The organism is Streptosporangium sp. NPDC048886 (genome assembly GCF_055586905.1).
Genome location: NZ_JBVJHH010000036.1, coordinates 81,256 through 94,106, shown reverse-complemented (window position 1 = coordinate 94,106; position 12,851 = coordinate 81,256). Strand labels below are relative to the sequence as shown.

General features: G+C 73.7%; 13 protein-coding genes. 10 read left to right on the top strand and 3 right to left on the bottom strand.

Annotated features, from left to right (window positions below):
- Positions 1-267: 267 nt before the first annotated feature.
- The 4 genes from ACZ6R6_RS35785 to ACZ6R6_RS35770 all read left to right on the top strand — a co-directional run bounded on the left by ACZ6R6_RS35785 (position 268) and on the right by ACZ6R6_RS35770 (position 3,531).
- A complete protein-coding gene (locus tag ACZ6R6_RS35785; protein WP_470100974.1) occupies positions 268-825 on the top strand; it encodes an NADPH-dependent FMN reductase in 558 nt (185 codons plus the stop codon).
- Between the two features lie 175 nt (positions 826-1,000).
- Complete coding sequence (locus ACZ6R6_RS35780) at positions 1,001-1,894, top strand: TIGR03620 family F420-dependent LLM class oxidoreductase (RefSeq protein WP_470100972.1); 894 nt, start codon at positions 1,001-1,003, stop codon at positions 1,892-1,894.
- Between the two features lie 195 nt (positions 1,895-2,089).
- Positions 2,090-2,596, top strand: coding sequence for a hypothetical protein (locus ACZ6R6_RS35775; protein WP_470100970.1), 507 nt, complete (start codon positions 2,090-2,092; stop codon positions 2,594-2,596).
- A 62-nt stretch (positions 2,597-2,658) separates the two neighbouring features.
- On the top strand, positions 2,659-3,531 hold the full coding sequence (locus ACZ6R6_RS35770; RefSeq protein ID WP_470100968.1) for a diacylglycerol/lipid kinase family protein: 873 nt from the start codon (positions 2,659-2,661) through the stop codon (positions 3,529-3,531).
- Positions 3,532-3,668: 137 nt separating this feature from the next.
- Here ACZ6R6_RS35770 and pgm read toward each other — a convergent pair whose 3' ends face one another.
- Positions 3,669-5,306, bottom strand: a complete 1,638-nt coding sequence (pgm, locus tag ACZ6R6_RS35765; RefSeq protein ID WP_470100966.1) for a phosphoglucomutase (alpha-D-glucose-1,6-bisphosphate-dependent) — start codon at positions 5,304-5,306, stop codon at positions 3,669-3,671.
- A gap of 145 nt (positions 5,307-5,451) precedes the next feature.
- Here pgm and ACZ6R6_RS35760 point away from each other — a divergent pair, with 145 nt between their 5' ends.
- From ACZ6R6_RS35760 to ACZ6R6_RS35750, 3 genes are all read left to right on the top strand, one after another.
- Positions 5,452-5,889 carry a serine hydrolase gene (locus tag ACZ6R6_RS35760; RefSeq protein WP_470100964.1) on the top strand — a complete coding sequence of 146 codons (438 nt, stop codon included), beginning with the start codon at positions 5,452-5,454 and terminating at the stop codon, positions 5,887-5,889.
- Positions 5,890-6,125: 236 nt separating this feature from the next.
- A complete protein-coding gene (locus ACZ6R6_RS35755) occupies positions 6,126-6,296 on the top strand; it encodes a hypothetical protein (RefSeq protein WP_470100962.1) in 171 nt (56 codons plus the stop codon).
- A complete protein-coding gene (locus tag ACZ6R6_RS35750; protein WP_470100961.1) occupies positions 6,296-6,946 on the top strand; it encodes a hypothetical protein in 651 nt (216 codons plus the stop codon). The genes ACZ6R6_RS35755 and ACZ6R6_RS35750 overlap by 1 nt, the downstream gene beginning before the upstream one ends.
- 84 nt (positions 6,947-7,030) lie before the next feature.
- On the opposite strand, the gene ACZ6R6_RS35745 is transcribed toward ACZ6R6_RS35750, so the two are convergent.
- Together ACZ6R6_RS35745 and ACZ6R6_RS35740 are read right to left on the bottom strand one after the other, a co-directional pair.
- Positions 7,031-8,584 (bottom strand): carboxylesterase/lipase family protein, encoded by a 1,554-nt coding sequence (locus ACZ6R6_RS35745; protein WP_470100959.1) that lies wholly within the window; start codon positions 8,582-8,584, stop codon positions 7,031-7,033.
- Between the two features lie 86 nt (positions 8,585-8,670).
- Complete coding sequence (locus ACZ6R6_RS35740; RefSeq protein WP_470100957.1) at positions 8,671-9,705, bottom strand: LacI family DNA-binding transcriptional regulator; 1,035 nt, start codon at positions 9,703-9,705, stop codon at positions 8,671-8,673.
- A 311-nt stretch (positions 9,706-10,016) separates the two neighbouring features.
- On the opposite strand from ACZ6R6_RS35740, the gene ACZ6R6_RS35735 reads away from it, so the two are divergent.
- From ACZ6R6_RS35735 to ACZ6R6_RS35725, 3 genes are read left to right on the top strand one after another with little or no spacing between them, the layout of a single operon-like run.
- Positions 10,017-10,946, top strand: a complete 930-nt coding sequence (locus tag ACZ6R6_RS35735; RefSeq protein WP_470100955.1) for an ROK family protein — start codon at positions 10,017-10,019, stop codon at positions 10,944-10,946.
- A complete protein-coding gene (locus ACZ6R6_RS35730) occupies positions 10,943-11,692 on the top strand; it encodes a sugar phosphate isomerase/epimerase family protein (protein ID WP_470100953.1) in 750 nt (249 codons plus the stop codon). Before ACZ6R6_RS35735 ends, ACZ6R6_RS35730 begins: the two co-directional genes overlap by 4 nt.
- On the top strand, positions 11,689-12,789 hold the full coding sequence (locus tag ACZ6R6_RS35725) for a Gfo/Idh/MocA family protein (RefSeq protein ID WP_470100952.1): 1,101 nt from the start codon (positions 11,689-11,691) through the stop codon (positions 12,787-12,789). Before ACZ6R6_RS35730 ends, ACZ6R6_RS35725 begins: the two co-directional genes overlap by 4 nt.
- Positions 12,790-12,851: the final 62 nt, after the last annotated feature.

The window sequence follows — 12,851 nt, the reverse complement described above, 5'->3', positions numbered from 1 at the left end:
ATTTGTGACGGAGCGTGAAGCCCGGCGGCGCCATTGTCTCGGCGGTGACCAGCGAGGACGTACCTGGCGCACCGCGTCTCCTGACAGTGGACAGGGCGACTCCGGCGGCGCCGCAGGCGGGTCTCCCGCGGTGGGCCGCCACTGCTCCGCTCAGCGCATGTGTCGGATGATCGGGGGGTTCCGCCGGCGGCCGTGTTCGGGCGGCCGGAGCGGCGGCGCCTCCCTCGCTCGTAGTGTCGCGGGCTCGCGACAAGGATGGGGTCGGGGATGAAGATCGTTGGAATTGCCGGCAGCGTTCGCCCGGGGGCGTACGTCCGGAAGCTGCTGGAGGCGTCGGCCCGGGAACTGCCGGCCTCGGCGGACTTCGAGATCTGGGACGGACTGGATCAGGTGCCGCCCTTCCAGGAGGGGCCGCTCCCGCGGGGGGTGGAGCAGCTGTGCCGCACCCTCTCCGGGGCGGACGGCGTGCTGATCGCGGCACCGGCGCACAGCGCCCTGCCGGCCCAGCTCGGCGAGGCGCTGGAGTGGGCGGCCTCCCGGCGCGGCGGCGCGGTCCTGGTCGGCAAGCCGGTCGCGGTGGTGACCGCCTGCCTGTACGCCCACGAGGCCACGTGGACGCAGATCGAGCTGTGCCGCGCCCTCGCCGCCGCCGGCGCGATCGTGCACGGCGTCGACCTGCTGGTGTCCCCGGCCGTGAGCCAGTTCGACTCCGAGGGCAGGCTCGTCGATCCGGCCTTCCGCACCCGGCTCTGCGGGATGCTCGAGAAGCTGTGCGCGTCGGTGCCCGTCAAGCCCGTGGTGCCTTTCGCCAGGACCACGGTGTAGGCCCGCGGCGGCCACCGCGCGACCTCCGGTGCCGGCCCGCCTGGACGGTCAGGGCGGTGGCCGCCGCGTGCCCGGGACCGCGCGTTCCGGGACCCCTTATGTTCGACATTCGTCGAACACTGCGCTAGCGTCCCGTCTCAGGCGGACAGTCGGACGAGCCGGATCGGAGACGGCGATGGGCATCGGTCGGATCGGTGTGTGGCACCCCATGTTCGGGCGGGACCGGGTCCCGGCCGTGCGGCGGGCGGCGGCGGAGATCGAGAAACTCGGCTACGGCACCCTGTGGTACGGCGAGGCGTCGGGGACGAGGGAGGCGTTCAGCCTCGCGGGGATCCTGCTTGCGGCCACCGAGAACGTCACGGTCGCCACCGGCATCGCCAACATCTGGGTGCGGGACGCGACCGCCATGGCGGCCGGGGCGAGGGCGTACGGCGAGGCGTACCCGGGACGCTTCGCCCTGGGCGTCGGGGTCAGCCACGCCCCGCTGGTCTCCCAGCGCGGCCACGACTACGCCCGCCCGCTCGCGGCGATGAGCGCCTATCTCGACGCGATGGACGCCGTAGCGCGCGATCTGCTGTTCACCGACGACCCGCCCGCGCCCAGGCTGCTGGCGGCGCTGCGCCCCCGGATGCTGGAGCTCGCCCGGGACAGGGCCGACGGCGCCCACCCCTACTTCGTGCCGCCGGAGCACACCGCGCTCGCCCGCGAGACCCTCGGCCCCGACCGGATCCTCGCCCCCGAGCAGGCCGTGGTCCTGGAGAGCGACCCCGCCAGGGCGAGGGAGATCGCCCGTGCGCACATGGCCGGCTATCTGCGGCTGCCGAACTACGTCGGCAACCTGCGCCACCTCGGCTACCGGGACGAGGACTTCACCGACGGCGGCAGTGACCGGCTGGTGGACGCGATCGTCGCGTGGGGGGACGTGGAGACCGTCGCCCGGCGGGTCGGCGCGCATCTCGACGCCGGCGCCGACCACGTCGCCCTCCAGCCCCTCCCCTCCGACCTGCTCGGGGGCGTCGCTCAGCTCGCGGAGCTGGCCCCCGCCCTCGGGGTGCGGCCGGGGGAGTAGGGCGCCACGTCCGGGGGCCGGCACACCCGCCCGCTCCACGCTCCCGCGGCCACCACGACGGCCTCGGCCGGCACGGGCGCGCCGTCCAGGAGCACCCCGCCCTCCGCGGTCAGGGCCGCCCCCCGGACCGGCGCGCCCCGCCGCAACCGCGGTGCCAGGCCGTACGAAAATAGGAAGGGGGCAGGGGAGGTCGTCGTGGATGGCTCGGACGAGGAGCGGGTGCTGCGGACCCTGGGCGCGGCGCTCGACGCCGGCGCCCCGGTCGTCCGACACGTGCTCAGGCGCTTCCCCGAGGGCGCGCCGTTCCTCTGGCTGAGCTTCCCCGGGTCGGGGGACGCCGCGGTCTTCGTCCACGGCTCCCAGTGGATCTACCTGAGCGAGCCGGAGGAGGGAGGGGTGGCCACCCAGCTCGTGGCCGGCCGGCTTGACGAGGACCCCGCGCTCGTCGCCGAGCGGCTGGTATCGGTCATGGCGCCGATCCACGGCCGCGCGGGCGGCCCCACCCGCGTGCTGAAGGCGTTCGGGGTCGGCCTGGCGGCGGGTGCGGGCGCGGGCCTGCTGAGCACGCTGATCATGGCCGTGCTCGTCGGCGGCAACGGCTACCTCTCGGACACCTCGACCACCGCGGTGTACGTCCTGGCCGCCCTGCTCGCCGTGGTGACCGGCCTGTGGCTGGCGGTGCGCTGGTGGAGGCTGGGCTGAGCGCCGAGTGATCGCCGCCCCGGAGGGCAGGGACGGGTGAGGCGATCAATTGGAGGGACGGCATGGCCGAGCTGCTGGTGATCTACAACGGGGAGGCGGGCGGCGCGGACGACGCCGCCCGGGCGGCGGCCGTGGACACGCTGCGCGGCGGCGCCGACGTGGTCGAGGCGCCCGTCGGTCAGAAGGACCTGGACGAGATGCTCGACGCCCATCCCGGCCGGGACGTGGTCGTGCTGGGCGGGGACGGCTCGCTGCACGTGACGGTCGCCGCCCTGCGCCGGCGCGGCGAGCTGGGCACCCGTACGGTGGGGCTCGTCCCGCTGGGCACCGGCAACGACTTCGCCCGCGGGCTGGGCCTCCCACTGGACCCCCAGGTGGCGGCCCGGGTCGTGCTCGCGGGCCGGCCCCAGCCCCTCGACCTCCTGACCGACGACGAGGGCGGGACCGTCGTCAACGTGGTGCACCTCGGCGTCGGCGCGGAGGCCTCCGAGCGGGCCAAGCCGCTCAAGTCCGGGCTCGGACGGCTCGCCTACGCGGTCGGCGGGCTGCTGGCGGGCGTGCGGAGCCCCGGGTGGCGGCTGCGCGTGAGCCTGGACGGCCGGCCCCTGGCCGAGGGGCGCCCGGTGCTCATGGTCGGCATCGGCAACGGCGTCACCATCGGCGGAGGCACCCCGCTCACCCCCGCGGCCAGGCCCGGCGACGGCATGGTGGACGTCGTCGTCGCGCTGACGACCGGGCCGCTGGACCGGCTCGTCTACGCGCTGCGGCTGCGCCGGGGGACCCATCCGGGCCTGCGTGACGTCGTCACCGGCCGGGGCCGTGAGGTGACGGTGACCGGCGGGCCGGTGCCGGTGAACGCCGACGGCGAACTGACCGGCCCGGCCGTCCACCGTCGCTGGACGGTCATGCCCGCCGCCTGGCGGATGTTCACCTGAGCGGCGGCCGTCCGGCTGTCCGGCGGTGCTGCCCGGCCCGCGTGCCCGCCCGGCCGGACCCGCCCGGCCGGACCCGCCCGGCCCACGTGCCCGCCCCCGGCCGGCCGGTCCGGGCCTCCGCCGGCCGGGTGCCCGGCTCAGCCGAGCGACTCCGACACCAGGGCCCTGGCCGCGTCCTGCACCTCGGCGAGGTGCTCGGGCCCCTTGAAGGACTCGGCGTAGATCTTGTAGACGTCCTCGGTGCCGGAGGGCCGGGCGGCGAACCAGGCGCTGTCGGTGCTGACCTTGAGCCCGCCCAGGGGGGCGCCGTTGCCGGGCGCCGAGGTGAGCACCTGCCGGATCGGCTCGCCGGCGAGGGTCTCGGCGGTGACCTGGTCGGCCGAGAGCCTGGCGAGCACGGCCTTCTCCTCCCGGCTCGCGGGGGCGTCGACCCGCGCGTAGGCCGGGTCGCCGAAGCGGGAGGTCAGGTCGGCGTAGTGCTCGCTCGGCGAGCGGCCGGTGGTCGCGATGATCTCCGAGGCGAGCAGCGCCAGGATGACGCCGTCCTTGTCGGTGGTCCACACCGAGCCGTCGCGGCGCAGGAACGACGCCCCCGCGCTCTCCTCGCCGCCGAAGCCGAGCGAGCCGTCGAGCAGCCCGGGCACGAACCACTTGAACCCGACGGGCACCTCCATCAGCCGCCTGCCCAGGTCGGCGGCCACCCGGTCGATCATGCTGCTGCTCACCAGCGTCTTGCCAACCCCGGCGTCCGCCGGCCAGTCGGGACGGTGCGAGTAGAGGTAGGAGATCGCCACGGCGAGGTAGTGGTTGGGGTTCATCAGGCCCCCGTCGGGGGTGACGACGCCGTGCCGGTCGGCGTCGGCGTCGTTGCCCGTGGAGACGTCGAACGCGTCGCGGTTGGCGATCAGGGAGGCCATCGCGTAGGGCGAGGAGCAGTCCATCCGGATCTTGCCGTCCCAGTCCAGCGTCATGAACCGCCATGTCGGGTCGGTCAGCGGGTTGACCACCGTCAGGTCCAGCCGGTGCCGCTCGGCGATCTCCCCCCAGTAGGCCACGCTCGCTCCGCCCAGCGGGTCGGCGCCGATGCGGACCCCGGCGGTCCGGACCGCGTCGAGGTCCAGCACCGAGGGCAGGTCGTCGACGTATCCGCCGAGGAAGTCGTGGCGGCCGGTCGTGTCGGCGGCCATGGCCCTGGCGTAGGGGATCCGCCGGACCTCCTTCAGCCCGTCCGCGATCAGCGCGTTGGCCCGGTCCTGGATCCAGGAGGTGGCGTCGGTGTCGGCCGGGCCGCCGTTCGGCGGGTTGTATTTGAAGCCGCCGTCGCCGGGCGGGTTGTGCGAGGGGGTCACCACCACGCCGTCGGCCCGCCCCGCCGTACGTCCCCGGTTGTGGGTGAGGATCGCGTGGGAGAGCGCCGGTGTCGGCGTGTAGCCGTCACGGCTGTCGACCAGGACCCGCACCCCGTTGGCGGCGAACACCTCCAGTGCCGACACCCGCGCGGGCTCCGAGAGCGCATGGCTGTCGGCGCCGAGGAACAGCGGGCCGTCCACTCCCTGCGACGCACGGTATTCCACGATGGCCTGGCTGGTCGCGAGGATGTGGTCCTCGTTGAACGCCACGTTCAGCGACGAGCCGCGATGCCCCGACGTCCCGAACGCCACCCGCTGGCCGACTTCCTGGGGGTCGGGGTGCAGGGCGTAGTAGGCGGTCACCAGACGGGCCACGTCCACCAGGTCGGACGGCTGGGCGGTCTTGCCCGCGCGCTCGTGCGTCATTGCGGTCTCCTTATGTCATCACGGCCAACGGTACCCATCCGCGAACAGGCGGAACTCTATTGAAAGCCGTTGTCCGCCGTTGATCCTCCCGTCTCATCGCAATCAGTGGAAAGGGGACATATGTATAGGTGCGGCGGGGCCGCCCGTGACCTGCTCCACCGGCCGGGCCGGCCGGTGGGCCGCGGGCGGCTCAGAGCCGGGGGACGACTCCCAGGACCTCGGCGACGTGGTCGATCATCATGCCGCGCCCCTTGAGGTCCGCGATGACACTGCCGGCGACGACGCCGTCCTGGCCGAGGAGCTGGCCGCCCGAGAAGCCTGGGCCCGCGGCGTCGTCCATCTGTCACACAGCCGGGGGCAGCACGGCGGCTGGGGCTTCGGGACGGCGGTGCGCACCTACCGTGGCGACTACGCGCCCATCGGCCAGTTCGGCTGGGACGGCGGAGCCGGCACCACCACATACGCCGACCCGGACAACCGGCTCGTCGGCATCCTGCTCACCCAGACCGGGATGTCCACCCCGGATTCGGCGCGGGCCATCCACGACTTCTGGACCACGCTCTACCAGGCCATCGACGACTGACCCGCCTACCCGGCCGAGGTCGGTCCGGCGGAAGACCCCGACCAGGCTCCGGCTTTCGACGCCACCACGTTCGGCACCGCTCGCCTGTCCATGTTCAAAAACCGATCTCAACGTCCAACACAGCACCAGGGCCGGAACCAGGGCCGTTGACAGGTGTTCCGGCCGGTGTGGGAAGGTTGATCGTTATGACAACGCCGCCACCCCTGCCTGCCGCTGTCATCGGATCGTGTCGGCTGGTGCCGCGCAAGGCGCGGGACGCCGACCGCGAAGAGCCCGCTGAGGTGTTCACAGCCAACAATCACGCGCACGGGCCGGCCGGCCGCCTGGACTTCACCGCAGCCGGCACCTTCTGGGCACACGACGCGCGGCCAGAAGGTGCCGCCGCCCTGAGCGCGTTCCGGCTCTGATGGCGGACAAGCGCGCCGCGCGGGCCGCCCGGTCGATCGACGTGACCCGGCTTCCCGAGGACGTCTTGGCGCTCATCGACGCCCTCGAGCCCGGGGAGGAACTGGTCATCACGCGGGCCGGTGAGTCGATCGCGGCGATCTCCAGCACCCTTCGCGTGCTCGACGGCGCCATCGTCGAGCCCGGCACTGCAGAGGAGGCTGACGAACAACCTCCGATCGACTACGACAACGTGACGGTCGTCGCCACCGCGATGAAGCTGTCGACGTCGGCTCGAGTCGCGCTGTCCACCCAGCTCGGCTCGGACTACGTCGTGCTCGACATGCACGCCGCTCCCACGACAGCCGACGTACTGCTGACGCCGCCGGTCAGCCCCCAGTTGATCGCAAGTCTCCGGTCGATGTTCCCGAAAGCTCGTGTCATCATCACTGAGATCGAGGACAACGAGCTCGGAGTCGACTACCACGGCCCGGTCCGGCGCCTGCTCGACGCCGGCGCGGAGGCGTATCTGCCGCCGGCGACCATCCCTCGTCTGGCGATGCAACTTGACTACACCCTCACCCAGCTGCGCCAGATCACCGACGACGCCACCACACCACTGGAGATCGAACCCGCCACGAGACCACCAGGTGACACTCAAGATGTGGCGTGAGCAGATCACGGGCGTAGATCCCGTGTCCCTTGAGGTGGCGGCTCGCCGTAGCCATAGGAGGTCCAGGCCTTCACCGGCGCCGCGCTACCTCCAGAAGTCCAGCCGGTGTTCGGCGGCGTAGTCGATCGGCCGCACCGCGCCGGGCGCGAGCGACTGGGTGCCTCGGGGGAGCGGCTGCCACCTGGGCAGGTCCGGGCCGTTGGGCGAGCCGGTGCGGGCGAAGTTCGTCCAGTAGCCGACCATCTGGTCCGACAGTTTCCGCTGGGCGGCCGTCAGCGACGCCTTCTTGTCCGGGAAGAGATACGGCAGGTCGGCGGCGTGGAAGGCGCCCCAGTCGAAGTCCGCCTTCAGCGGCAGGAACATCGGGGCCCTCCGGTCGGCGAACTCGTAGCCGTAGACGGGGGTGTGCTCGGCCAGCGAGGTGTTCTGCTCGTGCGTGCCTCTCGCCCACAGCCGGTCCGTCATCACGGCCGCCCACGCCTGGCTGGGAGAGGCGTAGGAGGCGAGCGGATACTTCCGCGTCACCCGTCCGGCGTCGTCGCCGAACGCCTCCTTGACCAGGGTGCCGTACTGCTGGGCGGTGACCGGCCGGCCGGCCACGTCGTAGTTCATCCCGACGAAGATCCGATGTTCGTCGCGTGTCGCGCCCGCCAGTACGGGCACCCGGTGGAAGCGCCCCCCGCGGATCGCCTTCGAGGGCAGTTCGGGGAGCACCTTGTTGCCGTAGGCGTACACCTGGAAGACGTTCATGATCTGCGGCACCGCGAGGATCTTCTGCACGGGCAGCGCGCGCAGGCACGCCAGGCTCCGGCAGCCGAGCCGCTCGGCGTACATCCGGCCCACCGCCTGGGCGTCCTCGGTGCTCCGCCAGGCGAACGTCGGGGCGGCCGGCACGCCGGGGATCACGCTGTTGGCCGGCATGTCCATCATCGTCTCGCCGCTCTGCATGGCCACTCGCCGCAACAGCCCCTTCGCGCCGGGGGAGGTGAGATGACCGCCGATGGCGAGCGCGCCGAAGGAGATGCCGAACGCCGTGACGTTCGACGGATCACCGCCGAAGGCCGCCGCGTTGCGCCGCACCCATCGCAGCGCCTCCTGCTGGTCCTGCAGGCCGTAGGTCCCGGAGTTCTTCAGGCCCGGGTACCCGAACCCGCTGAACACGCCGAGCCGGTAGTTGATCGTGACGACCACCACGCCCCGCGAGGCGAGCTTGCGCGCGTCGGAGAAGTGACCGGCGCCGACCGCCCCGTCGCCGTGGATCCAGACCATGACCGGGCGGTTCCTCCCCGGCGTGCGCGGGGTGGTGACGTTGAGGAACAGGCAGTCCTCGTCCGTGCTGGAGATGGGTGCGTAAACGGAGCCGACCTGGGGGCACAGCGCGCCCGGCTCGGTGGCGTCCTTGACGCCGTCCCAGCTCTCCGCGGGCACGGGAGCCTCCCAGCGGCCCGCGGTGGCGTAGGGGATCCCCTGGAAGAGGCGGTGCTCGCCGGTCACCGTGCCGCGCACGGCTCCCGTGTCGGTCCTGACGACCGCGGGATCGGCGTCGGTTCCGGCGGCGGCGAGATCCGGCGCCCGGCGTTCGGCGCCGTGTCCTGTGAGCAGTACGGCCGCCGCGACTGTCGTGTGAAGGATTCGCATGCCTCCACGCTGTCGGATCCTCGCCCGGCTCAGAAGGTCCGTCGATCCGGGATCACCCGGGACGGAAGTCCTGGTGCGCCACTCGGTCAGGCGGGCTCCGGGGCCCGCGCGGGTGGGGGGCCGGTGCTGCCGCGGATCGTCAGGTACGCCGCCCGGTCCTCGAAGGCGGAGGCCTGCCCGCCGTCGATCAGGGCGAGCAGCCGCTGGGCGGCGTGCGCGCCGTAGGCGGAGATGTCACGGCTGAGGGCGGTGAGCGGGGGGCGGACGACCTGGGAGAGGGGGGAGTCGTCCCAGGCGACGATCGACAGGTCGCGTGGGACGTCGAGGTGCATCTCCTGGGCGACGGAGAGGCCGGCCACGGCGGTGATGTCGTTGTCGTAGACGATCGCGGTCGGCCGGTCGGGGGAGCTGAGCAGCCGCCGGGTGGCCCGCGCCCCCTCCTCCCCGGTGTAGTCGGTGTGCACGGTGACGTGGCCGCTCAGTCCGAGACCGTCGCAGGAGGCGGCGAAGGCCCGGTCGCGCAGGGCGGTGTGCACGAGCTTGGGCAGGCCCGCGACGCGGGCGACGCGGCGGTGGCCCAGCGCGGCGAGGTATTCGATCGTCTCGCGCACGGCGGCGCCGTCGTCGGACCAGACCGAGGCCAGCGAGCCCGCCTCCGACGGGTGCCCGATCACCACGACGGGCATGCCCAGGGCCTGTAGCTCCGTCACCCGGGGGTCGGCGAAGTGCAGGTCGAGCAGGAACGCGCCGTCCACGCGGCCCTCGCCCCACCAGCGCTGGTGGACGGCCGTCTCCTGGCCGTGGTCGGCGGCGATCTGGAGCATCAGGGCGTAGGACCGGACCGACAGCTCGCTCTCGATCCCGCTGATCAGCTCCATGAAGAACGGCTCCATGCCCAGGACGCGGGCGGGACGGCAGAGCGCCAGGCCGATCGTGCGCGCCCGCGCGCCGTTCAGGGCACGGGCGGCGCTGTTGGGGCGCCAGCCGATCTCGGCGGCGATGGCCATGATGGTGGCCCGCGTCGCCTCCGACACCCCGGCCTGGCCGTTCAGCGCGTAGGAGACCGCCACCTTGGAGACCCCCGCGCGGCGGGCGATGTCGGCAATCGTCGGTCGCTTCATCCCGTTCCTCGGCTGAACCGGTTAGCCATGTCACCGTTCCCGCGCACTCTACTACGCGTCCTGCGCGGCCGGCGCGCGCTGTCCCGGGGAGGTTTTCCCGGGCCGGATGCCTGTAAAAGTGGGGTTTATGTCGTTAATGTGGCGGTGACATCGTTGTCGTGCCGGCTGTAGGTCCATCTCGCTTACCCGGTTAAGCAACTATCCCCCGGACTGCAGGAGGATCCTGTGAGCCCCCGCTCCCCAGGCCCGCGCGGCCTGCCTCCCCGCCCCTCCATCGAAGCATCCCGTGCCGGGCGCCGCGAGCCCCGGCCATGACGGTCCTGGCGATCGACATCGGCGGCACCAAGTTCGCCGCCGCGGCCGTCGACCCCGGCGGGACGCTGGTGCGCCGGGTGGAGCTGCCGGTGGGGGCCGACCCCACCGCGACGCTGACCGACCTGCTCGACGAGATCGGGACCGCGGGCCTGACCGGGGTCGGGATCGGCTCCGCGGGCCCGGTCGACGCGCCCGCCGGCACGGTCAGCCCGGTCAACATCCCGTCCTGGCGGGATTTCCCCCTGGTCGCGACCGTGAGCCGGCTCCTGCCCGGCCTTCCCGTCGTGCTCGCCGGGGACGCCCAGTGCATGGCGCTGGGCGAGTGGTGGCGGGGGAGCCACGTCTCGCGTTCCCGGGCGCTGCTGGGGATCGTGGTCTCCACGGGGGTGGGCGGCGGGATCGTCCTGGACGGCGTGCCGTACCTGGGGCCGACGGGGAACGCCGGCCACATCGGGCACATCACCGTCGACCGGGACGGCGAGCTGTGCCCCTGCGGGGCGCTCGGCTGCCTGGAGACGATCGCCAGCGGCCCGAGCATGGTCCGCTGGGCGCTGGCGAACGGCTGGGCCGCCCCGGCCGGGCACCCGGACGCCAAGGCGCTCGCGGCCGACGCCCGCCGTGCCGTCCCCGTCGCCCAGCGGGCCTTCCAGCGGACCGCGGACGCGCTGGCCGCGGCGGTCCTCACCACGGCGGCGCTGTTCGACATCGACGACGTCGTCATCGGTGGCGGGGTGGCGGCGGCGGGGGCGACCCTGCTCACCCCGCTGCGGCAGGCGGTCGCCAAGCAGGCCGGCCTCGGCTTCCTGCGCCGCCTCACCGTCAGCCCGACCTCGCTGGAGCGCGACGCGGGCCTGTACGGCGCCGCCGCGCTGGCCCTCACCGCCGCCGCACCAGACCTGTCACGCCAGAAGGGACCATTGGGATGAGTCTGCTCGCAGTTCAGCTGTACTCCGTGCGCGAGCAGGCGGCCGTCGACCGCCGTGCGGTGCTGCGCCGGATCGCCGAGATCGGCTACGGCGCCGTCGAGCCCTACGACGCGCACCTGGACCCCGACGGACTCGCCGCCGACCTGGAGGCGACCGGGCTGCGGGCGTGCAGCGCGCACGCCCCGCTGCTCGACGAGCGCCGGGCGGCGGCGCTCGCCGCCGCGGTCAGGATCGGGGCGGACACGGTCATCGTGCCGGCCGCTCCGGCCGAGTGGTTCGCCGACCGGGACGGCCTGGAGCGGGCGGCCCGGACCCTCAACGCGGCGGCCCGCGAGGCGGCCGACCTCGGCCTGCGGCTGGGATACCACAACCACTGGTGGGAGCTGGAGCAGCGGGTGGACGGCCGCCCGGCGCTGGAGGCGCTGGAGGAGCTGCTGGACCCGGAGGTGCTCCTGGAGGTGGACGTCTACTGGGCGGCGACGGGCGGGACCGACCCGTCCGCGCTGCTGGACCGGCTGGGCAGGCGGGTGCGCCACCTGCACGTCAAGGACGGGCCGGCGACCAAGGAGGGGCCGATGACGGCGGTGGGCGCGGGGGAGGTGCCGATCGTGGAGGCGCTGGTCGCCGCCCCCGACGCCGTGCGGATCGTGGAGCTGGACCACTGCGCCACCGACATGGTCGAGGCGCTGGCCGCCAGCCACGCCTACCTGACCGCCCTCGTCGCGGCCGGGCGGGTGAGCCCGTGACGGGCCCGGTCGGCGTGGCCGTCGTCGGCTGCGGCACCATCAGCCACCAGTATCTGCGCAACCTCACCTCCTTCCCCGACCTGCGGGTGGTGGGGTGCGCGGACCTCGACGTGGAACGCGCCCGGCAGGTCGCGCGGCAGTACGGCGTGCCGGTGGCCGGGGCGCCGGCCGAGGTGGTCGCCCACCCCGACGTCGAGCTCGTCGTCAACCTCACGATCCCGGCCGCGCACGCGGCGGTGGCCGCCGCGGCGGTCGCGGCCGGCCGCCACGTCTACAACGAGAAGCCGTTCGCCCTGGACAGGGAGTCCGGCATGGAGGTGATCGAGGCCGCGGCCGCGGCGGGGGTGCGCCTCGGCTGCGCCCCCGACACCTTCCTCGGAGCCGGCCTGCAGACCGCGGCCCGGCTCGTCGCCGAGGGCGCCATCGGCACCCCGCTGACCGCGCTGACGCTGCTGCAGACCCCCGGCCCCGAATCGTGGCATCCCAGCCCGGAATTCCTGTTCAAGCCCGGCGCCGGCCCGCTGTTCGACATGGGCCCCTACTATCTGACCGCCCTGGTGACGCTGTTCGGCCCGGCCGGGCGGGTGGCCGCGGTCGCCCGCCGGGCCCGGGAGGAACGGGTCGTCGGCTCCGGGCCCCGGGCCGGGACACGGTTCCCGGTGGAGGTGCCCACCCACACCACCGCGCTCCTGGAGTTCGCCGCCGGGCAGGCCGCCACCATGGTGTTCAGTTTCGACTCACCGCTGCCCCGGCTGGGCTTCATCGAGATCACCGGGACGGAGGCGACCATGGAACTGCCCGACCCCAACGCCTTCGACGGCGCGGTGCGCCTGCGCCGGGCCCTCGCCGACGACTGGGTCACCGTCCCGGCGGAGGGCGCCACCGCCGGCCGCGGGCTGGGCGTGCTCGACATGGCCCAGGCCATCCGGGAGGGCCGGCCGCACCGCGCGACGGGGGAGCTGGGCCTGCACGTCCTGGACACGATGCTGGCCGTCGCGGGCTCCGCGGAGCGGGGCGAGTTCCTGCCGGTCGGCAGCACCTGCGAGGTCCCCGGCCCGCTGCCCGCCGGCTGGGACCCGGCACAGGGCCTGCTGTGACATCCGGCGGCCCGCCGGTGGCCGCCGCCCTCGCCGGAGGCGGTGACCCGCCCTTCCCCCGG

Excerpts from the sequence above, each read along its gene's own strand:
- ACZ6R6_RS35735 (WP_470100955.1), top strand. The coding sequence starts at position 10,017 with ATGACGGTCCTGGCGATCGACATCGGCGGCACCAAGTTCGCCGCCGCG.
- ACZ6R6_RS35780 (WP_470100972.1), top strand. The coding sequence starts at position 1,001 with ATGGGCATCGGTCGGATCGGTGTGTGGCACCCCATGTTCGGGCGGGAC.
- ACZ6R6_RS35770 (WP_470100968.1), top strand. The coding sequence starts at position 2,659 with ATGGCCGAGCTGCTGGTGATCTACAACGGGGAGGCGGGCGGCGCGGAC.
- ACZ6R6_RS35740 (WP_470100957.1), bottom strand. The coding sequence starts at position 9,705 with ATGAAGCGACCGACGATTGCCGACATCGCCCGCCGCGCGGGGGTCTCC.
- ACZ6R6_RS35785 (WP_470100974.1), top strand. The coding sequence starts at position 268 with ATGAAGATCGTTGGAATTGCCGGCAGCGTTCGCCCGGGGGCGTACGTC.
- ACZ6R6_RS35750 (WP_470100961.1), top strand. The coding sequence starts at position 6,296 with ATGGCGGACAAGCGCGCCGCGCGGGCCGCCCGGTCGATCGACGTGACC.
- pgm (WP_470100966.1), bottom strand. The coding sequence starts at position 5,306 with ATGACGCACGAGCGCGCGGGCAAGACCGCCCAGCCGTCCGACCTGGTG.
- ACZ6R6_RS35730 (WP_470100953.1), top strand. The coding sequence starts at position 10,943 with ATGAGTCTGCTCGCAGTTCAGCTGTACTCCGTGCGCGAGCAGGCGGCC.
- ACZ6R6_RS35745 (WP_470100959.1), bottom strand. The coding sequence starts at position 8,584 with ATGCGAATCCTTCACACGACAGTCGCGGCGGCCGTACTGCTCACAGGA.